This is a genomic window from Planktothrix sp. (assembly GCF_046067725.1).
Taxonomy (GTDB): Bacteria; Cyanobacteriota; Cyanobacteriia; order Cyanobacteriales; family Microcoleaceae; genus Planktothrix.
Map to the genome: position 1 here is coordinate 1 of NZ_JBJUDF010000069.1, position 19,727 is coordinate 19,727.

The 19,727-nt window shown below is 38.3% G+C and carries 23 protein-coding genes; 12 read left to right on the forward strand and 11 right to left on the reverse strand.

Annotated elements, in window-relative coordinates:
- The first annotated feature begins 584 nt into the window (after positions 1 to 584).
- Entirely contained in the window at positions 585 to 977 is a 393-nt protein-coding gene (crcB, locus tag ACKPEB_RS03910; protein WP_408963486.1) for a fluoride efflux transporter CrcB, read from the forward strand.
- A 25-nt stretch (positions 978 to 1,002) separates the two neighbouring features.
- Positions 1,003 to 1,419 (forward strand): fluoride efflux transporter FluC, encoded by a 417-nt coding sequence (locus tag ACKPEB_RS03915; RefSeq protein ID WP_408963487.1) that lies wholly within the window; start codon positions 1,003 to 1,005, stop codon positions 1,417 to 1,419.
- Between the two features lie 35 nt (positions 1,420 to 1,454).
- Here the strand turns inward: ACKPEB_RS03915 and ACKPEB_RS03920 are convergent, their stop codons facing one another.
- From ACKPEB_RS03920 to ACKPEB_RS03935, 4 genes are all read right to left on the reverse strand, one after another.
- On the reverse strand, positions 1,455 to 1,928 hold the full coding sequence (locus ACKPEB_RS03920; RefSeq protein WP_408963488.1) for a hypothetical protein: 474 nt from the start codon (positions 1,926 to 1,928) through the stop codon (positions 1,455 to 1,457).
- A 139-nt stretch (positions 1,929 to 2,067) separates the two neighbouring features.
- Positions 2,068 to 3,783, reverse strand: a complete 1,716-nt coding sequence (locus tag ACKPEB_RS03925) for a SulP family inorganic anion transporter (RefSeq protein WP_408963489.1) — start codon at positions 3,781 to 3,783, stop codon at positions 2,068 to 2,070.
- Between the two features lie 10 nt (positions 3,784 to 3,793).
- Entirely contained in the window at positions 3,794 to 4,333 is a 540-nt protein-coding gene (locus tag ACKPEB_RS03930; RefSeq protein WP_408963490.1) for a rhodanese-like domain-containing protein, read from the reverse strand.
- A gap of 61 nt (positions 4,334 to 4,394) precedes the next feature.
- Positions 4,395 to 5,084: an MBL fold metallo-hydrolase gene (locus tag ACKPEB_RS03935; RefSeq protein ID WP_408963491.1), complete on the reverse strand. Its 690-nt coding sequence runs from the start codon at positions 5,082 to 5,084 to the stop codon at positions 4,395 to 4,397.
- A 464-nt stretch (positions 5,085 to 5,548) separates the two neighbouring features.
- Between ACKPEB_RS03935 and ACKPEB_RS03940 the strand changes: the two genes are divergently transcribed.
- Positions 5,549 to 7,012 carry a bile acid:sodium symporter family protein gene (locus ACKPEB_RS03940; protein ID WP_408963492.1) on the forward strand — a complete coding sequence of 488 codons (1,464 nt, stop codon included), beginning with the start codon at positions 5,549 to 5,551 and terminating at the stop codon, positions 7,010 to 7,012.
- A 45-nt stretch (positions 7,013 to 7,057) separates the two neighbouring features.
- On the opposite strand, the gene ACKPEB_RS03945 is transcribed toward ACKPEB_RS03940, so the two are convergent.
- Positions 7,058 to 7,666 carry a hypothetical protein gene (locus ACKPEB_RS03945; protein WP_408963493.1) on the reverse strand — a complete coding sequence of 203 codons (609 nt, stop codon included), beginning with the start codon at positions 7,664 to 7,666 and terminating at the stop codon, positions 7,058 to 7,060.
- A 250-nt stretch (positions 7,667 to 7,916) separates the two neighbouring features.
- Between ACKPEB_RS03945 and ACKPEB_RS03950 the strand changes: the two genes are divergently transcribed.
- Positions 7,917 to 8,498 (forward strand): Uma2 family endonuclease, encoded by a 582-nt coding sequence (locus ACKPEB_RS03950; protein ID WP_408963494.1) that lies wholly within the window; start codon positions 7,917 to 7,919, stop codon positions 8,496 to 8,498.
- Positions 8,499 to 8,557: 59 nt separating this feature from the next.
- The gene (locus tag ACKPEB_RS03955; protein ID WP_408963495.1) at positions 8,558 to 9,022 is read left to right on the forward strand and encodes a DUF29 domain-containing protein; all 465 of its coding nucleotides are present in this window, start codon (positions 8,558 to 8,560) and stop codon (positions 9,020 to 9,022) included.
- Positions 9,023 to 9,071: 49 nt separating this feature from the next.
- On the opposite strand, the gene ACKPEB_RS03960 is transcribed toward ACKPEB_RS03955, so the two are convergent.
- From ACKPEB_RS03960 to ACKPEB_RS03970, 3 genes are read right to left on the reverse strand one after another with little or no spacing between them, the layout of a single operon-like run.
- On the reverse strand, positions 9,072 to 9,677 hold the full coding sequence (locus ACKPEB_RS03960) for a CHAT domain-containing protein (RefSeq protein ID WP_408963496.1): 606 nt from the start codon (positions 9,675 to 9,677) through the stop codon (positions 9,072 to 9,074).
- Positions 9,646 to 10,167 (reverse strand): tetratricopeptide repeat protein, encoded by a 522-nt coding sequence (locus tag ACKPEB_RS03965; RefSeq protein WP_408963497.1) that lies wholly within the window; start codon positions 10,165 to 10,167, stop codon positions 9,646 to 9,648. Before ACKPEB_RS03965 ends, ACKPEB_RS03960 begins: the two co-directional genes overlap by 32 nt.
- Positions 10,154 to 10,360 (reverse strand): hypothetical protein, encoded by a 207-nt coding sequence (locus ACKPEB_RS03970; RefSeq protein WP_408963498.1) that lies wholly within the window; start codon positions 10,358 to 10,360, stop codon positions 10,154 to 10,156. The genes ACKPEB_RS03965 and ACKPEB_RS03970 overlap by 14 nt, the downstream gene beginning before the upstream one ends.
- Before the next feature lie 99 nt (positions 10,361 to 10,459).
- On the opposite strand from ACKPEB_RS03970, the gene ACKPEB_RS03975 reads away from it, so the two are divergent.
- Both ACKPEB_RS03975 and ACKPEB_RS03980 read left to right on the forward strand, forming a co-directional pair.
- Complete coding sequence (locus ACKPEB_RS03975; RefSeq protein ID WP_408963499.1) at positions 10,460 to 10,759, forward strand: BrnT family toxin; 300 nt, start codon at positions 10,460 to 10,462, stop codon at positions 10,757 to 10,759.
- Positions 10,756 to 10,956: a hypothetical protein gene (locus tag ACKPEB_RS03980; RefSeq protein ID WP_408963500.1), complete on the forward strand. Its 201-nt coding sequence runs from the start codon at positions 10,756 to 10,758 to the stop codon at positions 10,954 to 10,956. The genes ACKPEB_RS03975 and ACKPEB_RS03980 overlap by 4 nt, the downstream gene beginning before the upstream one ends.
- A 16-nt stretch (positions 10,957 to 10,972) precedes the next feature.
- On the opposite strand, the gene ACKPEB_RS03985 is transcribed toward ACKPEB_RS03980, so the two are convergent.
- A complete protein-coding gene (locus tag ACKPEB_RS03985; RefSeq protein ID WP_408963501.1) occupies positions 10,973 to 11,674 on the reverse strand; it encodes a hypothetical protein in 702 nt (233 codons plus the stop codon).
- A 328-nt stretch (positions 11,675 to 12,002) separates the two neighbouring features.
- Between ACKPEB_RS03985 and bchE the strand changes: the two genes are divergently transcribed.
- From bchE to ffh, 5 genes are all read left to right on the forward strand, one after another.
- A complete protein-coding gene (gene bchE, locus ACKPEB_RS03990) occupies positions 12,003 to 14,039 on the forward strand; it encodes a magnesium-protoporphyrin IX monomethyl ester anaerobic oxidative cyclase (RefSeq protein ID WP_408963502.1) in 2,037 nt (678 codons plus the stop codon).
- Positions 14,040 to 14,236: 197 nt separating this feature from the next.
- Entirely contained in the window at positions 14,237 to 15,085 is an 849-nt protein-coding gene (locus tag ACKPEB_RS03995) for an acyl-CoA desaturase (RefSeq protein ID WP_408963503.1), read from the forward strand.
- 111 nt (positions 15,086 to 15,196) lie between these two features.
- Positions 15,197 to 16,378 (forward strand): pentapeptide repeat-containing protein, encoded by a 1,182-nt coding sequence (locus tag ACKPEB_RS04000; protein ID WP_408963504.1) that lies wholly within the window; start codon positions 15,197 to 15,199, stop codon positions 16,376 to 16,378.
- A 73-nt stretch (positions 16,379 to 16,451) separates the two neighbouring features.
- Entirely contained in the window at positions 16,452 to 17,243 is a 792-nt protein-coding gene (locus ACKPEB_RS04005) for a pentapeptide repeat-containing protein (protein WP_408963505.1), read from the forward strand.
- 129 nt (positions 17,244 to 17,372) lie between these two features.
- Positions 17,373 to 18,812, forward strand: a complete 1,440-nt coding sequence (ffh, locus tag ACKPEB_RS04010) for a signal recognition particle protein (protein ID WP_408963507.1) — start codon at positions 17,373 to 17,375, stop codon at positions 18,810 to 18,812.
- Between the two features lie 264 nt (positions 18,813 to 19,076).
- Here the strand turns inward: ffh and ACKPEB_RS04015 are convergent, their stop codons facing one another.
- Both ACKPEB_RS04015 and ACKPEB_RS04020 read right to left on the reverse strand, forming a co-directional pair.
- Positions 19,077 to 19,265, reverse strand: a complete 189-nt coding sequence (locus ACKPEB_RS04015) for a type II toxin-antitoxin system RelE/ParE family toxin (protein ID WP_408963508.1) — start codon at positions 19,263 to 19,265, stop codon at positions 19,077 to 19,079.
- Complete coding sequence (locus ACKPEB_RS04020) at positions 19,249 to 19,536, reverse strand: type II toxin-antitoxin system Phd/YefM family antitoxin (protein WP_408963509.1); 288 nt, start codon at positions 19,534 to 19,536, stop codon at positions 19,249 to 19,251. The genes ACKPEB_RS04015 and ACKPEB_RS04020 overlap by 17 nt, the downstream gene beginning before the upstream one ends.
- Positions 19,537 to 19,727 lie beyond the last annotated feature (191 nt).

The following is a 19,727-nucleotide window of genomic DNA, read 5'->3' on the forward strand; positions in this document are numbered from 1 at the left end:
CTATAACCCTGTTAAGCTTTGCAAAAGTAAAGGTGTGGGCTGTGTGGAACAGGCCAGATGCCTGTTTAGTAGGATGTCAGGTGACAATGGCTAATCACTCATATAGCGCTACTTGAAGAGGGAACAGGGAACAGGGAACAGTAAGAAGTGAAAGGGTTTGAGAATTCAGAAATGTCCTAACTGTAATGCGTAGCGCTATAGTACCCATTTCCCATTACCGATGATTAATTTACAGAACTTTAACAATTTTTAGAAATTTTTTACAGGATCTTTCAATAGGGGGCTTGACCCCCCACCCCAAAAACGATATATTATGTTAAGTAGATGCACCCTGATGGTAGGGAGAGTTGCAAAAGCGACTCTCTCTTTTTTATTATCTGTTGTCTGTTGAGCCCTAGCTCAGAGTCCCTAAGACTGAAGTGAACCGTAATAACCTACTTTTCCTTGTTCCCTGTTCTCTACCACTATACGATTACAAGTTTTAAGTTTGAGAAATAATCAGATTGCGGAGGCAGATTTGAAAGGGAACATTATCATAATTTTTAGATGATTTTTTAAATGTAGTACGGGATAAATTCTATCTCATGTCTGACATCACTAATGTTTTAGCGATCGCGGCAGGAGCCATAGCCGGAGCCCTATCTCGGTATCAACTGACAGAATGGGCCAAAGCTAAATTCGGAACCCAATTTCCCTATGGAACTTTACTCATTAATTTAACCGGATCTTTAGCCATAGGTTTCTTTTTTACGATTTCTCAAGGAATAACAGGTTATCCTCAAGAATTAGATTTACTCATTAGAACAGGCTTTTTAGGCTCTTACACAACATTTTCAACCTATGGGTTTGAGACTCTGATTTTATGGCGAAATAAACAAAGATTTTCCACCGCTTTTTATTGGGCTGGAAGTGCAATTCTGGGGTTGATGGCGGTGATGATGGGGGTGGCGATCGCCCAGGTTGTTGTCCCATCCTAAAAAACATTAGCTAAAGGAAAAAAGAATGAAGTTTTTCAAAGGAAAGTATAACCTAGCTGTGGCAATTGGGGCTATTTTTGGCGCATTAAGCCGTTTCTATCTAACTGAAGCTTTTCAAGCAATTTTTGGGGTAGAATTTGGCTTTTACGGCACATTTTTTATTAATGTAACGGGTTGTTTATTGATTGCTTATATTTTAACGTTAGCACTAGAAAATATTCGGCTGATTTCCCCAGAATTACGGATGATGACAACAACGGGTTTTTGTGGGGCTTATACAACCTTTTCGACTTATGGTTTAGAAGCCAATCGTTTTTTAGTCAACGGAGATCCCCAGACCTTGTTCCTTTATTTTTTTGGGAGTGCCGTAGTTGGGATGATGGCTATCAAAATCGGTGTTGTGCTGGCAAGGGCAGGATTTCCAAAAACTAAAAACAATTGAGAATCTAAGTGATGATTAACCTTTTTATGGATCTTTTAAAAATATTGAATGATTAACGGTTTTTCGGGTATAAATCGAGAGGGAAAGGGTTCTTTTTTACCCAAGAGTTTAAAGTTAGAAATATTCACGGAAATTTCTAAAGGTTTAAGATCCATCACTTCCCAAAAAACCGCCGCATCTAAAGCATCGTTTACGGTTGTCGCGGGACGATATTTCATCCCTTGAGGATGACGACCTCGCCGCGAGTCTACATGACCCATATATAATCCTTGCCAGGTGACTTTGGGAATAAACGAGCGATTTTCTTGTTCAGAAGCATAAATTAACACCTTCACGGGGCGTTCATTGCGATCTTGGTCAATTTTGCGAAACACTTCAAATTCACGACTTCCAAAGGCTACTTTCCCCTCCTGTTCACAAACCTCCTGAGCAGAAAGTAAATGAATTGCGGGTACAGGAGCAAGGAGCGAAAAATTACGGGTCGGTGATTTTACACTAGAATCGTGCATAAAAATCCTGATTCATACAAGTCGATTAAATTATCTCATCTTTGGGTAACAAAGAACCGGAGAGGTTGCCCTATTTTATTTTAGGGGTTAGATTTTCCAACCCTTTATCCCCCTTAAAATATTATGATTGGGCTGAAGTTTAAACGCGTTGAGATAATTCTTTCATGGCTTGGTCTGTACTTAAGAAAATGCGATCGCGTCCTAATTTATCCACAAACCCAACTTTTTCTAATTGATCAAAAACCGGGCCTTTGACTTCAGATAAATAAAATTCTATTCCCATCCCCTTTAAATCATCAATTAAATGTTGGAGCGTTTCTAAAGCACTGCCATCAATTAAATTAATTCCACTACAAACCAAGAGTAAATACTCAATTTCCTTTTGTTCTGTTACGAGCTTTAATAAATAGTTTTCTAAATATTTTGTATTCACAAAATATAAACTTTCATCGACTCGCACCGCTAAAATATGAGGGCAAGTTGTGACTGGATGACGGAGAATATTACGAAAATGTTCTGTATTTCCCACCCGTCCCACAATGGCAATATGGGGTTTACTGGTTCGGACTAAATGTAATAGCAAAGAAATGAAAACCCCAATTATAATTCCTTGTTCTGCACGGGTGAAGAGAACCGCAACAAACGTACCACACCAGGTCATTGCATCGAGTTTATTATATTGCCACAACCGTTTCAAAGTAGAAAAATCGAGAAGATTACCAACGGCAACTAAAATAATACCAGCTAAACTGGTTTGAGGTAAATAATAAAATAAAGGTGTTAAAACCAAAACCGTTAACATCAGGAATACGGCGGTAATGACTGATGCTAACCCGGTATTTGCTCCGGCGGAATAGTTGACAACAGAACGACTTAACCCTCCGGTTATTGGATAGCCTCCCGTGAATGAGGCGGTAATATTTGCAGATCCCAAGGCAATTAATTCTTGATTAGCTTCAACTTTTTTCCGTTGTTTACTGGCTAAAAATTGCCCCACAGAAAATGCTTCCATAAAGCCAACAAAACTAATGGCTAAGGCAGAGGTTCCTAATAATTGCAGATGGTTTAAATCTAAATTGGGTAGTGTTAAGGGTGGAAAGCCTTTCGGAATTTCTCCCACCACTTTAACCCCAAAGGATTGATCTAAATGGAATAATCCGACTACAATTGAACTCCCCATCACAACAACTAAAGGCCCACTTTTGGTGATAGGAATGATGATTGATTGCGGAATATTTCTGGATTTGAGATCTTGTCCTAAACCTCGATTAAAATAAAGTAATAAGGCTATACTTAACCCCCCTAATATTAACGTAATTCCGTTGAGATGAGGACTTTCTTGAAAAATCGCTGTAACGGTACTTAAAAAGGATTCGGTTTGAGGAATTTTAATTCCTAATAGATGTTTAACTTGGCTAAATCCAATCAGAATAGCGGCGGCACTAATAAAACCAGAAATTACCGCTTGGCTGAGAAAATTGGCAATAAATCCTAACCGGAAAATTCCGATTAACAGTTCAATAATTCCAACTAATAATGCTAAGGTTAAGGCATATCCCCAATATTCCGGTGTGTTTTCTTTTGCGATCGCACTAACGGCGGTTGCGACCATTAAAGAATCAACGGCGACCGGAGCAACCGAGAGCATGGAAGCGGTTCCTAAACAGACATAAACGATCTGAGGAAAAATGCTGGCATAAAGCCCCACTTGAGGTGGTAAACCTGCCAGCATGGCATAAGCCATTCCCTGGGGAATTAACAAACTCGCAACAATAATTCCGGCGGTTAAATCTCCGGTTAAATCTGTTTTTTTGTAATTGAATCCCCAGTTTAAAATCGGAAAATATCGTTGCATTGATGCCAATTTAAACACGCTGATTATAAGGTAATTTTGCTAATAATTGTGCCATCATGCAAGTATTAGTAATTCCAGCAAAGAGTAAACCCGCCCCAACAAATCCACTGAAAAATAGAAAATTAGGTGAAACAAATGCCCCTAATAAGGTTCCGATTAATACCAATGAACCCGCAATAATTTGTACCTGTCGCATAATACTAATCGGTGCATTTTTATTAACAATAGTGGGATATTTAGCTTGTTTCCAAGCATTTAATCCTCCTTGTAGGTGCGTTATATTTTTAAAGCCAGCGGCAAATAATTTTTGAGCCGCTTGGCTGCTGCGGTTGCTGGTTTGACAGTAAAGAATAAAGGGTTTTGAGTTATTAATGGGTAATTTGTTCGGATCAAATGTAGATAAAGGCATGGAAATTGAGCCAAAAATATGTTCTCCTGCGTATTCAGAAGGTTCTCGGACATCAATCAAGGTAATTTTATCCTGATCTAACTCTTGTTTTAACGTGGTCGCATCAATTGATTGTAATTGGTCAGCAATAAAGTTAGCCATATTTTCAGTCGGGTAATTGTATCTGGAATCTTAATTGAATCAGGTTTCTTAGTGATCTTGCTTAAGCTTGATTTCCACACTGTTGATTTGCTGGAACCGCTTCTGCAATTTTTTTCGGGTTGGGTAGATTTAAGTTATTCATCATCTCAATAAAGCTGTTTCGATCTTTACCCACAAACCGAGGATTAAATTGTTTTTCTTCTCCAATGGTCGAAACTGTTCGTCCTTGATAATCATGACCCGGATAAACGGCGGTTTGATCGGGCAAAGTCAATAATTTTTGAGTAATATGATCGTAGAGTAATCCCGCATTTCCACTTTGAAAATCGGTACGTCCACAACCTCGAATTAATAAGGAATCTCCCGTTAATAATCGATCCCCATTCACTAAATAAGCCATGTGACTATCGGTATGTCCTAAAGTTGCGATCGCTTGAATTTTAACATCTCCAATCTCTATAATCTCCCCATCTTTAATCCAGCGATCGGCACAATTAACAATGGCGTTTTCGGGAACAATTCCTAAACATCCGGTGCGTTCGCGGAGTTTTCCAGTTCCGGTAATATGATCCGCATGAACATGGGTTTCCAAACAATACCGCAAGGTTAATCCTAATTGTTCCAAGAGAGTGAAGTCTCGTTCTACTTGCTCTAACACAGGATCAACTAAAACCGCCTCTTGAGTCGTTTCGTCCGCAATTAGATAAGTATAGGTACTGGTTTCTGGGTCGAACAGTTGGCGAAAGAGCATGGTTTTTCACTCCTTGGGGGGAAAATAGCAACACGACTATCCTACCATATAGTTTTATAAAAAAATAGATTTATAAAAAAAATTACAATTATTTTGACAACTGTATAACTAAATAAAAATACAAACATACTTGTATATTTATCCTCAATGTCGGTTTTGATTCCTTCTAACCCGGTCTTGTTTTTCGTTTTTTAATAACAGACTTTTTGGGATTTAAAAAAGAAATTAGTTTTCTCCTAACTTGACTGTAATTGCTGCTCAAATTCAACTTCCAACGGTTACTAAAACCTTAAATGATCAAATTGTGATTATCGGAATTAAGATTTGTTGAGACGGGGAGTTGTCTGTGATTTTTATGCTCATCCCAGATTATAATCTGACATTATTAAGATCTCAGTCTTTATTCTCCAGATATTACCCGCTATATTTAATTAATTGTAAGAAGCACATAGGAGATGGAATCTATGTTTTTATTCAAATTTGATGGGATTTCTAAAAAACTCTCTAGCAAAAGTTTTAAGATTACTTTTTTTGCAGTTTTGACCCTAATTTTAGCCGTGACCTTGCATTCCTTAACCCGGGCATCTTTTGCTATCATTAATCCTAATTCAGTGATTAATCAATCTATCCCTCCTCAAGAATTAATTGCTCAATCTCCAACCGCAACCTCCGAGGAAATATCCCCCAAAACTCCCCCCAATATTGCCACCGAAAATACGGCTTTATTATTTGAAAATGACCGTTATGCTGTGAGAGTTTTCCGAGAAAAAAATAAAGCTTATCTCAATGTTTATGATCAGGGAAACAAAACCGTAATTGTTAAAAAAGTAGCTGTTGCAATTACTCCAGCTAAAAACCCAAGTAAAGATCCGATTAAATATATTGCCACGGTTGGAAATCAACAATATATTGTAATCATTAGCCCGTCAGGAACTTCAGAATTAACCATAATTAAAGCTGGAACAGTTATTTACCGTAACGGAACGAATACAGTTGAAATTGCTCAAAAAATCCCTGGTGTTTCTGACCAAGCTGTACTCGTTAATCCTACTGTTGCCTTAATCAAAACTCTATTTATTAATTACGCCAAACTAACCCTTTTTGCACTGATGTTTTCAATGGCAATTCGTTGGACATTTCAGGATGTTATTTGGTTATGGCAGAAACCGGCCTTATTATTGCGATCACTTTTTTCTGTCTTAATTATTGTTCCTGTATTGGGTGTATTAATTGCCTTGATGCCGGGTTTAACCGTCGCGCAACGTATCGGAATTGGGGCGATGATTGCCTGTCCAGGTGCTCCCATGATTCCTTTTAAAAGCCTCAAAGTTGGGGGAGAACCCAAATTTGTCGCCAGTCTACAATTTACTGTCTGTATTCTAGCAATTTTTAGTATTCCTTTAACGGCTTTTATTCTAGCTCAATTCTATCCTAATGAAGCTTGGTTATCCCCCCAAGATATTGCTCAACAAATCTTATTTTCTCAAGTATTGCCAATGGGAATTGGTGTTTTAATTGGTCAATATTTACCAACACTTGCAAATGATCTGGTAGAACCTGCAACCAAAATTGCTAAATTAATGCTGTTATTGGCTGTAATTATTATCCTGTCCTTGAGTCTGGAAAAAGTTCTCAATGCCGGATTTAGTGCTTACTTAGCTATCGGTTTGCTCTCCATTGCTTCCCTAGTTTGTGGTCATATTTTAGGAGGAAAAAAACCTGAAAATCAAACGGTTTTAGCCTATGCAACAGCAACTCGTAACGCAGGTTTAGCCATTCTACTTGTGAGCGTAAATTTCCCCAAATTAGACTTTATTGAAAGGGGAATTATCAATACCGTCATTACCTATGCCATTATTGCGGGGGTTGTTTCCATTCCTTACACAGCTTGGCATAAACGTCAACCCACTAACTCTACCACCTTTTAGCCAAGCATTATTTGAAGGGTGCGTGTACGCACCCTTGAATTACTTTTATTGTTCAAAAAAACCATAAAAAGAAAAGGAACTACCAGAACCCAAAATTTGTAAATTCCAGTGTTTAAAATCCGTCCGATTTAAACAATAATTTCCTCTCCCTTGTAAAATCAGTCGAAATCGGCTATCGCTACCCATTCCCGCAGCAAATATTCCATTTCCTGCCACTTTTCCTTCCATTCTTAATTCTTTATACAGTCGTGAATTGGGAGTAGGCTGATCATAAAAATCCGTTCCAAAAGCTATCATTTTTTCAGGGAGAGTCAACGACAGATTACCCGTTTTACCCGACCCATCTACCAAACGAAAATTCCAAGACCGTTTATTTTTAGAATGAGATAAAGTATAAGTTTCAGAATTAGATGAAATCCCTTTGATGATATCAAACCCTGCTGCTGTTAAATAAAGGTTAGCCGAGGGAGAAAACTTTAATTGATTCAAGGTTTCAACTTGTGAAGAATCTAGGTTTTCAGTGCGTTGATACCATTCTCCAGCATATCCACAACAAGCACAAGCATAAGCTTTTGTTGGCGACATAACAAAAATTGCAAATGCAGTCAGAATAGTCAATCCAAAAATGATAAAATTGCGAAGTTTATTAGTCATATAATTTTGATGTTTTTAATCAAAAGAACAGGATGTAATTTATTGTCCCTTTATTCGGTTTAGGAAAAACTCCCTTTCGATATTTTTAACACTCTTCAATACAATTACAGACTTTAATCATATATTTATTGAACCTTCGTAGTCAACCTTTTAAATTGTAGAGGCGTTCACACTTCCTACAAAATGTTATAATCAATGCAAATCATTAATTATAATAACATTCCCTAAGAATCCCTTAATTTTTAAAACCATGATAGCCAATCAACAGCAAAATTATATTTCTCCCGAAGATTATCTAGCAGGAGAAGAAACCAGCCCTATCAAACACGAATATATTGACGGGCAAGTTTATGCAATGGCTGGAGCAAGTGATGCCCATGTTACCATTTGCTTAAACTTAGCTTCAGCCTTAAGAAATCATGTTCGAGGTCGAGGTTGTCGTGTCTATATGTCCGATATGAAAGCCCAAATCGATACGGCTAATATTTATTACTATCCTGATATTCTAGTGACTTGTGATCCGAGAGATAGAGAATTAACAAATTATAAAAAATATCCTTGTTTAATTGTTGAAGTTTTATCTTCAAAAACAGAAGCTTTTGATCGAGGTGACAAGTTTGCTGACTATCAACAATTAGAAACGCTGCAAGAATATATTTTAATTAACCAGAAACGTCAGCGCGTTGAATGCTTCCGTCGAAATGGTGATGGTTTTTGGGTTTTGCAATTTTACCATCCAGGGAGTGAAATTCATCTAACCAGCATTGATTTTCGCGCTCCTATTGAGACGTTATATGAAGATGTCACGTTTGAAGATAATACTGTTCAATAACATTAACCTGAATGCAATTTTTTAGACTGATGTACAAAATAGAAAGGGAGTTAAACTCAATGACAACAATGCAATCAATGGCAACCAAGTCCCTTTATGAACAGGATTTTTATGAATGGCTACAAACCAATATTAACTTATTAAAAGAGGGGAATTTTGCCGATATAGATTTAGAAAATATCCTAGAGGAACTAGAAAGTATGGAGAGAAGTGAGAAAAATGCTTTAAAAAGTAATCTGAGGATACTTCTTATGCACTTACTCAAGTATAAATATCAGCCGGAAAAACGAACAAATAGTTGGGTGTACACCATTATAGAACATCGGATACGCCTTCGAGATACTTTCAAAACCAGTCCGAGTTTATATCGGTTTTTTGAAGAGATTTTTAATGAATCTTATGAAGATGCAAGAAAATTAGCCGCAGGTGAAACAGGTTTATTGATTAATGAATTTCCCCCAGAGTCTCCCTTTACGGTAGAAGAAGTTCTTAACGGTGATTTTTTACCGTCTGAGAAGAATTGATCAAAAAATGCTCAGTAGGGACACAATATATTGTATCCCTATTTTCCGCCTAAGCTAAACCCTGAGATACAAAACCCGCCCAATATTGGGGACTGACAAAGGGTAATGGTTCCCGACAAAGTAAGTCTAATCGTAATCGTTGAATTTTAATCATTTCTGCTTGATTTTCGCCCCAGTTTTGCTGCTCAAAATAAGCGTCTAATTGTTGTTTATAGTTAGCATATAATTGATCTCCTGTCAAATTACGCAGCTTAAATTGGGCTTGACGAATCGCTTCTGAACGACTTTTATCCTGCTTTTCATGATAATATAAAATACAAAACAAAGCCGTTGCCAAATCATCCACTTTCCATAATGTACTCACCACATTTAGCGCCCCAGCACAGAGGAAACCCGCAGCAATACTCAGAGGATCATCCGTAATTTTGGTTTCGGTTAAATTCGTTTCACAGCAGGAGAGAAACACTTCGGCTAAGTTTGAAAATCTCCAAGTAAAAATCCGACCAAAGTTAATATAATGACCACCAGCTAATAGCAGTTTAGAGTCCAAAGGATGATCAAATTCAAAACAGGCATGATGGCTAGAATGGAGAACTTGTACTTCGTTGATTAAATTTTCATAATTACTGATAGTGGTAATTAATTGCTCGTTCAAATTGCCCCAGATAGTGGTAAGCTATGCCTAAATTTCCCAGTGAATTGGCTTTCCCTTGGCGGTATTTTAGCTCCTGACTAATGGCTAAAGACTCTTTAGTGTAATTTATTGCTCGTTCAATTTCTCCCAGGAAAAGGTAAGCGATGCCTAAATTTTCTAATGAATTTACTTCCCCTTGGCGATATTTTAGTTCCTGACTAATGGCTAAAGACTCTTCAGTGTAATTTATTGCTCGTTCAACTTCTCCCAGGAAAAGCAAAGCCTTGCTCAAACTTCCCAGTGAATTGACTTTTCCTTTATTGTCTTTGATCTTTCCTTTAATACATAAAGACTGTTCGTAGTAATTGATTGCTTGTTCAAATTGCCCCAAGGCAAAGTAAGCATTGCCTAAATTCCCTAGTGAATTTGCTTCCCCTTGACGGTCTTTAATTTCCTGTTTAATACACAAAGATTGTTCATGGTAATTAATAGCTTGTTCAAATTGTCCCAAGGTCAGTTAAAAACTGAGTGTTATTTAATTGACCTTTGTTCTCAAAGTATTTAGCAACTGTTATTACCGCTTTCAAAAGTCCAGGATCGAGTAACTCGGAGTGTTTGTTTAAAATTTGCATTTCTTCTCCAATGGAAGATTCTAGCAGTCTGTGAATAAGTAAATAATAAGCAGCTATCTGTTGTTGGTTCATTGTTTTTTTCCTTCCTTGTGTTTAGTTTTTTTCTAAAAATTGTAGCCAACACATCTATGCTATGATGGTTAAAATCATAATTTACCCTGAGTAATAACTTTGGATTATCATTTTGATTGGAATTCAGCCAAAGAAAAACAAAATATTCGCAAGCATCAATTAAATTTTCGTTTGGCATCAACTGTTTTCCGTGATCCTGATCAATTAACAATTTATGATGAAAACCATAGCCAAGATGAAGATAGATGGATTACCATAGGCTTAGATGAAATAGGGATTTTAAGGGTTGTTGTTCATACCTTTGAACAAACTGAACGATCCTCCTGTAGAATTCGGATTATTTCAGCACGGAAAGCAACTTTCACGGAAACACAATATTATCAAGAGAGAAAATTATGAAATCCGAGTATGATTTTTCTAAAGCCGAAAAAGGCAAGTTTTACCATCCTGATGCTAAGTTTCATTATCCTATTTATCTTGAACCTGATGTCGAGGATTTTTTGACTAAAATTGCTCAACAGAAAAACATAGACGTTCAAGTCCTAGTCAATGAATGGCTGAGAAGTAACATTAAATTGATTCAAAGTATTGAGTAGGTTATAAGCCTGGTTTTTAAGGTTCGGTTTCCCGTTCCACTACCTCAAAACTTTGATAAAATACTTGCCAATTGTCTTGCTGTGCCAATTGTTCAAATAATTCTTTAATGCGTTCAGCATTCCATTCGGGTAACGCTTCTTCTTGCTTTGGAGTTAACCAAGGCAAATTCAAAGGTTCCTTTATTGCAATAGCTAAAAATTCCTCCTTTCCCATTTCCTCAAATATAAACTTTTGCCCAGTCTGATCTGCCAAAGAATCCTTTTGAGGTAACAAAATCGGAGGTTTGTCGATAATTGAATTCCTGGCATAACCAAAAGACGGGCAAAGTAAATATTTACCTTGTTGGCTCCTATTAAATAATAGTAACTGATAATTAGAATATTCTAAATCAATCCGCATCCAAAGCAACTGATTAGCAGGAATAGTTGGCGGAATTTCCGGTACAGAAGGCGGCGGAATTCGTAAACTGGGAGCTTTAGTTACCTCTACCAGTTCTTTCACTTCCTTTTCTGTTTTAAACTGTATCCAGTCATAAACTGTTTTAGCTCGTTCCTGCAAAATTGACCAATAATTCTGATCAAGCCATCGCAAGAATTTATGATCCCACAACCAAGAATAAGCCTCTCGCCAAGTACCTCTTTGCCCTTTTTGCCCCTTACTTAAGATATCAATATTAACTCCATCCTTTGCCATTTCTTCTTTATATAGATTTACCATCGCCTGCACAACATTTTGCGCCGTTGTGCCAAATGATCAGCACTCTGTAGAACTCTTCCGACTCTACAACCCTACAGTTGGGAGAGTAAAAATAGCTCGGTGTGTGATGGTTTGAAGTATGGTAGTGCCAGCGTCCTCGCTGGCTAACCTATGATGAACACTTCTATAGCTTGCAAAAGTAGTAAGTCCTGAAGGGCTTTGAGGCGTGAACGCCTAACGACCAAGTGTTAAATTATGATAACGTTGCCAATTTAATTCTTATATGGTTATATAATCTCCATGAGTTCGCAAGTCTGAAGAGAAACTGAGCGTTTCAGGAGGAAAGCAAATGCGGATCATGTTGATTCAGCCGAATTATCACTCTGGCGGGGCTGAAATTGCCGGAAATTGGCCTGCGAGTTGGGCTCCCTATGTGGGGGGTGCGTTGAAAACCGCAGGGTTTACCGACATCGAATTTATCGATGCGATGAGTAACTTTATTGAGGATGACGAATTAGCCAAAATTTTGCAAGATCGTCAACCGGATGTGGTCTTAGCAACAGCCATTACTCCGATGATTTATAAATCTCAAAGTACCCTGAAATTAGTTAAACAAATTTGCCCGAATGCGAAGGCAATTATGGGCGGGGTTCACCCCACTTATATGTATCGAGAAGTGTTGAGTGAAGCACCTTGGGTGGATTATATTATTCGGGGAGAAGGGGAAGAAGTCACGGTTAATTTATTAAAAGCGATCGCTAATGGTACTGATAAAATAGACCGTCAAACTATCTTAGGAATTGCTTTTTTAGAGGAAGAAAAAGTAGTCGCTACCCCAGCCCATCCTCCAATTAAAGATTTAAACACTTTAACCCCAGATTGGAGTTTATTAGATTGGGATAAATATATTTATACTCCTCTGAATACTAGAGTTGCGGTTCCCAATTATTCCAGAGGTTGCCCCTTCCGGTGTCGGTTTTGTTGTCAATGGAAATTCTGGCGCAAATATCGGTCTCGGTCGCCAAAACATTTTGTGGATGAAATTGAAACATTAGTAAAAGAGCATAAGATTGGATTTTTCATTTTAGCCGATGAAGAACCCACAATTAATAAATCCCGATTTATGGCATTATGCAATGAATTAATTGATCGGAATTTAGGAGTCCATTGGGGAATTAATACGCGCGTTACAGATATTCTCCGAGATGAGAAAGAATTGCCATTATATCGCAAAGCGGGATTAGTTCATGTGTCATTAGGAACGGAAGCTGCTGCTCAATTAAACTTGAATTTATTCCGCAAAGAAACAACAATCGCTGATAATAAAAAAGCTGTTCAATTGTTACGAGAAAATAGGATTTTGGCAGAAGTTCAATTTATTATGGGATTACCCAATGAAACCCCAGAAACCCTTGAAGAATCCTATCGCATGGCGCGAGATTGGAAAGCGGATATGACCAACTGGAATATGTATACTCCTTGGCCGTTTTCTGAACTGTTCCAAGATTTAGCAGATAAAGTGGAAATTCGAGATTATTCTCATTATAATTTTGTCACTCCGATTATTAAACCCGATCAGATGACGCGGGAAGATGTTCTGAAAGGAGTGCTGCGGAATTATGCCCGATTTTATTCTTGGAAGTTTCTGGAATATTGGTTGGAAAAAGATCCGTTTAAACGCCGTTATTTACTTGGTTGTCTGTGGGCATTTGTGAAAACAACCTTTAATAAACGATTCTATAATTTAAGCCGGGTTAAACAAAAAGGATTGCATACCGAAGTTGAATTTGGGTTTGATGAATCTAAGATTTTAAGTGCCGAACAAATGGCACAATTTAAACAAAACATTCCCGCAGATATCGACTCTATTGGCACAATTTCAGCCTGTGGTGCTCCCAATGATTTATCTGAATGTGACAACTATACGAAAATTCAACAAAAACATGATATAATTCAAGTAGCTGTAATTGAAGATGAAGAGGAAACCCGTCTGAACCTACGGAAAAATTTGCGATCGCAACCCGGAATAGAAGTCGCCAGTGAAGCCACGAATGCAGAAACTGGCTTGGTTTTACTCGAATCGATTGATGTTGATATTGCGGTAGTTGATAGCACTCTACCGGATATGAATTTGGTCAAGTTTATTCGCATGGCGCGAAAAGTTCAAGGAAATTCCTATGTCATTCCCTCCAAAATTTTAGTTTTGGTAACGCCTGACCAAGAATCTATCATATCAGAGGCGTTAGAAGCAGGAGCAAATGGATTTTGTTTGAAAGATGCACCCATTCAAAAACTCGCCAATGCGGTGCAAACACTTTATCATCAAGGGAGTTATCAAGACCCAGCCATTACTCCTTTGATGTTAACTCCCATAACCCCAGGATAAATTTTGGTTTTCACTCAAACAAAGGGAAGTTACTTACTGATCAAAATCCTGCCATTCGGGAGAAACATAGAGGGGAATATTTCATCTAAAAATTTTGTGAGCAAGGGGAAGATTTCTAAAAATTTATGTTATCTTAAAATCTACCGAGATTAACCCCCATCGATTGATCAAACATTTACTTGGTTGAGGAGATTTTCATGACGTCTCAAGTCGCAACTTCACCGGAAAATGAACCGAAATTAAACGGTTTAACAGTTGCGTTTTTTAGTGTAATTCATGCGTTAGCTTTATTTGCGCCTTGGTGTTTTTCTTGGTCAGCGTTAGGAATCACAATATTTCTACACTGGTTTTTTGGCAGTATTGGCATTTGCTTAGGCTACCATCGGTTATTAAGCCATCGCAGTTTTAAAGTTCCCCAATGGTTAGAATATGTGATTACTTTAATTGGGGTTTGTGCATTACAAGGGGGGCCGATTTTTTGGGTCGCCGGACATCGTTTGCATCACGCTTATACCGAAGATGAAGATAAAGATCCCTACTCCGCCCGTCGAGGATTTTGGTGGAGTCATATGTTATGGATTTTCTATCCTCGTCAAAGCTTTTTTAATGCTGACCATTACAAACGATTTGCTCCTGATTTAACACGAGATCCCTTTTATTGTTGGTTAGATCGTTATCATTTATTAATGCAAATTCCCATTGCTGTGCTCCTGTATAGCATCGGCGGCTGGTCATGGTTGGTGTATGGCGTATTTTTACGGGCTGTGCTGTTATGGCATAGTACCTGGTTGATTAACTCCGTAACTCATATGTGGGGATACCGAACCTTTGAGACTGAGGATAATTCTCGGAATCTGTGGTGGGCGGCAATTTTCACCTATGGAGAAGGATGGCATAATAACCATCACGCTTATCCGAATGTGGCGAAAGCGGGCTGGAACTGGTGGGAAATTGATATGACTTGGTGGTCAATTTGGTTGTTAAAAACCGTTGGTTTAGCTCAAAAAGTGATTTTACCTCCGACTCAACGGGTGACCGAAACTTAAATTAACCGTCATCTCCTTTGGGGGTAGGGGGCGAGGTTTTCTCGCCCCTACAAATCGTTTCAAAAAGGCAAATTTGGCTTAATCTGGATTAGGAAATCTATTCAGTCCCCTATGCCGATGTTAGAACAAGCCAACGAATTATTTAAACAGGGAATTTCCTACTATCAAATAGGTCAATATCAAGCCGCTTTGTCCTGTTGGCAAGAGGCACTCCAATTGTATCGAAATCTACAAGATCGTAAACGGGAAGGGTCAACATGGGGCAATTTAGGCGTTGTTCACGAAGCTTTATTAAGCCCCGAACTAGCCATTAATTGCTATCAACGACATTTAGCCATCTCCCGTGAAATTCATGATCCTAAAGGCGAACTCAATGCTTTAGTTAACCTCAGTAATATTTATTATAATTTAAAAGACTATACCAACGCCCTGAACTACCAAAGCCAACGGTTAGCACTCGCCCGCCAATTGTTAGACCCCCACACAGAAGAACAAGCATTATCAGTATTAGGAAAAATTTATATTGCTCAAGAACAATGGCAACCCGCCATTGATGCTTATCAACAGCAATTAACTCTCGCCCAAGCTCATCAAAATTATCCCAGTCAAGGCAGTGCTTTTAATCATTTAAAATTAATCTATGAACAGTTAGAACAATGGGAACAAGTTCAAGTTTATTGTCAACAACATCAAGCTATTCTGCGACCCTTTCTAACTGAAAATCCAGGGAATATTTTACAACAAGCCGAAATCATTGGATTAGACCCCTTAATTGATTTTGCGAAAATGGATTTAAGTAATCTTGATTTTAATTATGCGGATTTACGAGAAGCCAACCTCGAACAAACCAACCTGAGTTATGCTAATTTGACGTTAGCGGATTTGAGTGGAGCTAATTTAAAAGCCGCTAATTTAAACCATGCTATTTTTACCAATGCTAATTTACGAGATGCCGATTTAAGTAATTCTAATCTGATTAAAGCTGATTTACGCACCAAAATGCCAAGGGCGAATTTAAGTTATGCCAATTTAACCCAAGCCGACTTCATGAGTGCCTATTTACCCCATGCTAATTTAAGTTATGCCAATCTCACCAACGCCAATTTTCAATATGCTGAGTTAACCGGGGTCAACTTCCAAGGAGCCAACTTAACTGGGGCCAATTTTAGCCGCGCCGAGATGAAAGATGCCAACGTAGAAAATGTTAATTTCACCCAAGCATTGGGAATTTCCAGCCGAATTAAATCCGAGTTAGTCAAACGAGGGGCAATTTTTGAGGAAAATGAAGATTAGGTCAGTGGCATAAATGGATGTTTTCAATTATAACCATTGACTTATATCAATGATTACAACCCTTAAAACTCCTATGACTGGTTTAGAAGGACTTTGGCCCCATAATCTTAGCCCAAATCGTTTGGCGGTATTGGAACGAAAACTTGTACTTTGGTTACAAGAACAACCCCTACCCGCCGAGATTCACGAAATGACACTCCATTATAATAACCATGAAGATTTGCAATTATTAACCCAAAAAGCAGCGGCTTATGGTTGTCATTTTTCAGTTTTGCAAACAACAGTTCAAGCGGTTATATCCGCACCAAACGATAATTTTTTAGAGTTAGCAGAACTCGCGGGTTTAAATCCCTTTGAAGATTTTGCTCAAGGAAGACTCTTAGGCGTTAATCTCAGAGGATTAAATTTAAGTGGTGCAAAACTGACAAAATCTTATTTACGAGGAGCCGATTTAACCGATATTGATTTAACATCCGCCGATTTAAGTAATGCGAATTTAGCGGGGGCTGATTTAAGTGGAGCCTTATTAAGTGATGCTGATTTAAGTGGCGCAGATTTGCATCGGGTGAGTTTAGCATTAGCCAATTTAAGCGGAGCAAATTTAACCCAGGCGAATTTAGAAGATGCCAATTTAAGTAACTGTAATTTAAGCGATGCTAATTTAACAGGAGCTTGTTTAAAAAATGCCGATTTGCATCAAGCGGGATTAGCATTAACTAATTTAGTTGGGGTCGATTTTACTGGGGCAAATGTTAAAGAAGCTCGACTTTGGCATGATGCGGGAATATCTAATAACGTCAAAGAAGATTTAACGCAAAGAGGAGCAATTTTTGATGAAAATATCGAAAAAATTCACCGAGATTAACTAAATTCTTCTCCTTAATAATTGTAAGGGTGAGGTTTCCTCGCCCCTACACAGGGATTATCGACCAATAACAGCCCTTTCAATATTATTATAGAGGGTGAAGTTAATCTGATTCCTAAACGAATTGCTATGTTTGATGCCCTTGCTGAACGCTTTGAATCCGCTTGGAAAAAACTCCGAGGTCAGGATAAAATTAGTGAGTCTAATATTCAAGATGCCTTAAAAGAAGTTCGTCGCGCTCTCTTGGAAGCCGATGTTAACCTGCAAGTCGTCAAGGAATTTGTGGCGGAAGTTGGGGAAAAAGCCCAGGGGGCGGCTGTAATTTCCGGCGTCCGACCCGGAGAACAGTTTGTTAAGATTGTCCATGATGAATTAGTCAATGTCATGGGGGAAAGTAACGTTCCCCTGGCGCAAGCGGACACGGCTCCAACAATTATTTTAATGGCCGGGTTGCAAGGGACGGGAAAAACCACCGCAACAGCCAAATTAGCTTTACATTTAAGAAAAGAAAATCGCAGCGCGTTATTAGTCGCTACGGACATTTATCGACCTGCTGCAATTAATCAATTAATCACATTAGGAAAACAAATTAACGTTCATGTCTTTGAAATGGGGACGGATGCTGACCCGGTAGAAATTGCCCGTCAAGGGGTGGAATATGCCCGCAGTCAAGATATTGATACCGTTATTATTGATACCGCCGGACGTCTACAAATTGACCAAGACATGATGGCGGAATTAGCCCAAATTAAAGAAACCATCGAACCCCATGAAACGTTGTTAGTGGTTGATGCCATGACGGGTCAAGAAGCGGCGACGTTAACGCGCACCTTTAACGACCAAATTGGGATTACAGGAGCTATTTTAACTAAGATGGATGGAGATAGTCGCGGTGGGGCGGCGTTGTCTATTCGTCGGGTTTCGGGAGCACCGATTAAATTTGTGGGGGTCGGTGAAAAAGTTGAAGCGCTACAACCGTTTTATCCTGAACGAGTTGCTTCTCGAATTTTAGGCATGGGCGATATTTTAACGTTAGTTGAAAAAGCTCAAGAGGAATTTGACTTGGCAGATGCCGAGAAAATGCAGGAAAAAATTGTAACGGCAAAATTCGATTTTACCGACTTCCTGCGTCAAACTCGGATGATGAAAAATATGGGGTCTTTGGGGGGGTTAATTAAGTTAATTCCAGGGATGAATAAGATTTCCCAAGACCAATTAGACCAGGGAGAAGCGCAACTCAAACGGTCGGAAGCGATGATTAATTCTATGACTGTTGAAGAACGTAAAAACCCCGATTTATTAGCCAGTTCTCCGTCGCGTCGCAAACGCATTGCTAAAGGGTCTGGAATGCAAGAAAAAGATGTCATGAAGTTAGTCAGTGACTTCCAAAAAATGCGGGTGATGATGCAACAAATGAGTCAAGGAATGTTACCGGGGATGGGAATGCCTGGAATGGGAATGCCGGGGATGGGAATGCCCGGAATGGGAGGGATGAGAGGCGGTTATCCAGGGATGCCGAAAGCTAAGAAAAAGAAAGAGAAAAAGAAAAAAGGTTTCGGACAACTTTAACCTTTTCCCTCGTTCTAATGCTCTGTGTTGGAATACTTAAACGATTAGGATAGTGAGTGAGTCGTATCAATCCTATCCTATTTCCTATCCTGATATGAAATGGAATAATGAATACTAGAGATTTTGAATTTTTAATTAAATAAATAATTTACAAATTATCTGATGAAAGTCTATCTTGGGCAATATGACGAATCCTAAAAATTTGTACATCGCTATTACTAACACCAAATAGAATTCGATGTTTTTTATAAATAACTGACGAATTTATAATCCGATATCTTCACTTTCTGGTGCTTTTGGACAGCGATTAGGAAATTGTTCTAGGGTGAGAATTGCTTCTACTAAGCCATTAAACCATTCGTCTGCTTTTGAAGGAGATTCTCTTTGCATCCACAAAAAAATATCTTCTACATCGGCTAAAGCAGATGGGGAAATTTCAACGCGAAATGTCATGATTTTTCCGTAATTCCTCTAAAGCTGTTCGTGCTAGTTTTCCTTCTCCGCTTTCAAATTCTGTTATTCCCTGACGAATTGCTAAGACTGATTCTACATATTCCAAACGTTTTAAAATCTCTTGATAAGCGATGGCATCCTGAACAACAACTTCCGCTTTACCATTAACTGTTAATACTAAAGGTTGTTGAGTTTCTTTGATTTGTTTAACATATTGTTTTGCATTTCTCTGAAACTCAGTTAGTGAATGAATATCTTTTAAGTTAATCATAGAGTTTCTTGTTTAACCTCAAACATTGAATTTCATGTTAATTCTATGATAAGCCATAATCAATTGTTTGTCAAATCCCTATAACCTTTGTAATTGAGCATAATTAATATCTGATTTTTGGAGGTAAATTAAGGATGATATTTTATTCTATACAATCTCATCACCCTATTAGTATCTGTTGATATTGCAAT

Bases quoted from the DNA above. Each gene is read 5' to 3' on its own strand.
- crcB (WP_408963486.1), top strand. From the start codon at position 585: ATGTCTGACATCACTAATGTTTTAGCGATCGCGGCAGGAGCCATAGCC.
- ACKPEB_RS03915 (WP_408963487.1), top strand. From the start codon at position 1,003: ATGAAGTTTTTCAAAGGAAAGTATAACCTAGCTGTGGCAATTGGGGCT.
- ACKPEB_RS03920 (WP_408963488.1), bottom strand. From the start codon at position 1,928: ATGCACGATTCTAGTGTAAAATCACCGACCCGTAATTTTTCGCTCCTT.
- ACKPEB_RS03925 (WP_408963489.1), bottom strand. From the start codon at position 3,783: ATGCAACGATATTTTCCGATTTTAAACTGGGGATTCAATTACAAAAAA.
- ACKPEB_RS03930 (WP_408963490.1), bottom strand. From the start codon at position 4,333: ATGGCTAACTTTATTGCTGACCAATTACAATCAATTGATGCGACCACG.
- ACKPEB_RS03935 (WP_408963491.1), bottom strand. From the start codon at position 5,084: ATGCTCTTTCGCCAACTGTTCGACCCAGAAACCAGTACCTATACTTAT.
- ACKPEB_RS03940 (WP_408963492.1), top strand. From the start codon at position 5,549: ATGTTTTTATTCAAATTTGATGGGATTTCTAAAAAACTCTCTAGCAAA.
- ACKPEB_RS03945 (WP_408963493.1), bottom strand. From the start codon at position 7,666: ATGACTAATAAACTTCGCAATTTTATCATTTTTGGATTGACTATTCTG.
- ACKPEB_RS03950 (WP_408963494.1), top strand. From the start codon at position 7,917: ATGATAGCCAATCAACAGCAAAATTATATTTCTCCCGAAGATTATCTA.
- ACKPEB_RS03955 (WP_408963495.1), top strand. From the start codon at position 8,558: ATGACAACAATGCAATCAATGGCAACCAAGTCCCTTTATGAACAGGAT.
- ACKPEB_RS03970 (WP_408963498.1), bottom strand. From the start codon at position 10,360: ATGAACCAACAACAGATAGCTGCTTATTATTTACTTATTCACAGACTG.
- ACKPEB_RS03980 (WP_408963500.1), top strand. From the start codon at position 10,756: ATGAAATCCGAGTATGATTTTTCTAAAGCCGAAAAAGGCAAGTTTTAC.
- ACKPEB_RS03985 (WP_408963501.1), bottom strand. From the start codon at position 11,674: ATGGTAAATCTATATAAAGAAGAAATGGCAAAGGATGGAGTTAATATT.
- bchE (WP_408963502.1), top strand. From the start codon at position 12,003: ATGCGGATCATGTTGATTCAGCCGAATTATCACTCTGGCGGGGCTGAA.
- ACKPEB_RS03995 (WP_408963503.1), top strand. From the start codon at position 14,237: ATGACGTCTCAAGTCGCAACTTCACCGGAAAATGAACCGAAATTAAAC.
- ACKPEB_RS04000 (WP_408963504.1), top strand. From the start codon at position 15,197: ATGCCGATGTTAGAACAAGCCAACGAATTATTTAAACAGGGAATTTCC.
- ACKPEB_RS04005 (WP_408963505.1), top strand. From the start codon at position 16,452: ATGACTGGTTTAGAAGGACTTTGGCCCCATAATCTTAGCCCAAATCGT.
- ffh (WP_408963507.1), top strand. From the start codon at position 17,373: ATGTTTGATGCCCTTGCTGAACGCTTTGAATCCGCTTGGAAAAAACTC.
- ACKPEB_RS04015 (WP_408963508.1), bottom strand. From the start codon at position 19,265: ATGACATTTCGCGTTGAAATTTCCCCATCTGCTTTAGCCGATGTAGAA.
- ACKPEB_RS04020 (WP_408963509.1), bottom strand. From the start codon at position 19,536: ATGATTAACTTAAAAGATATTCATTCACTAACTGAGTTTCAGAGAAAT.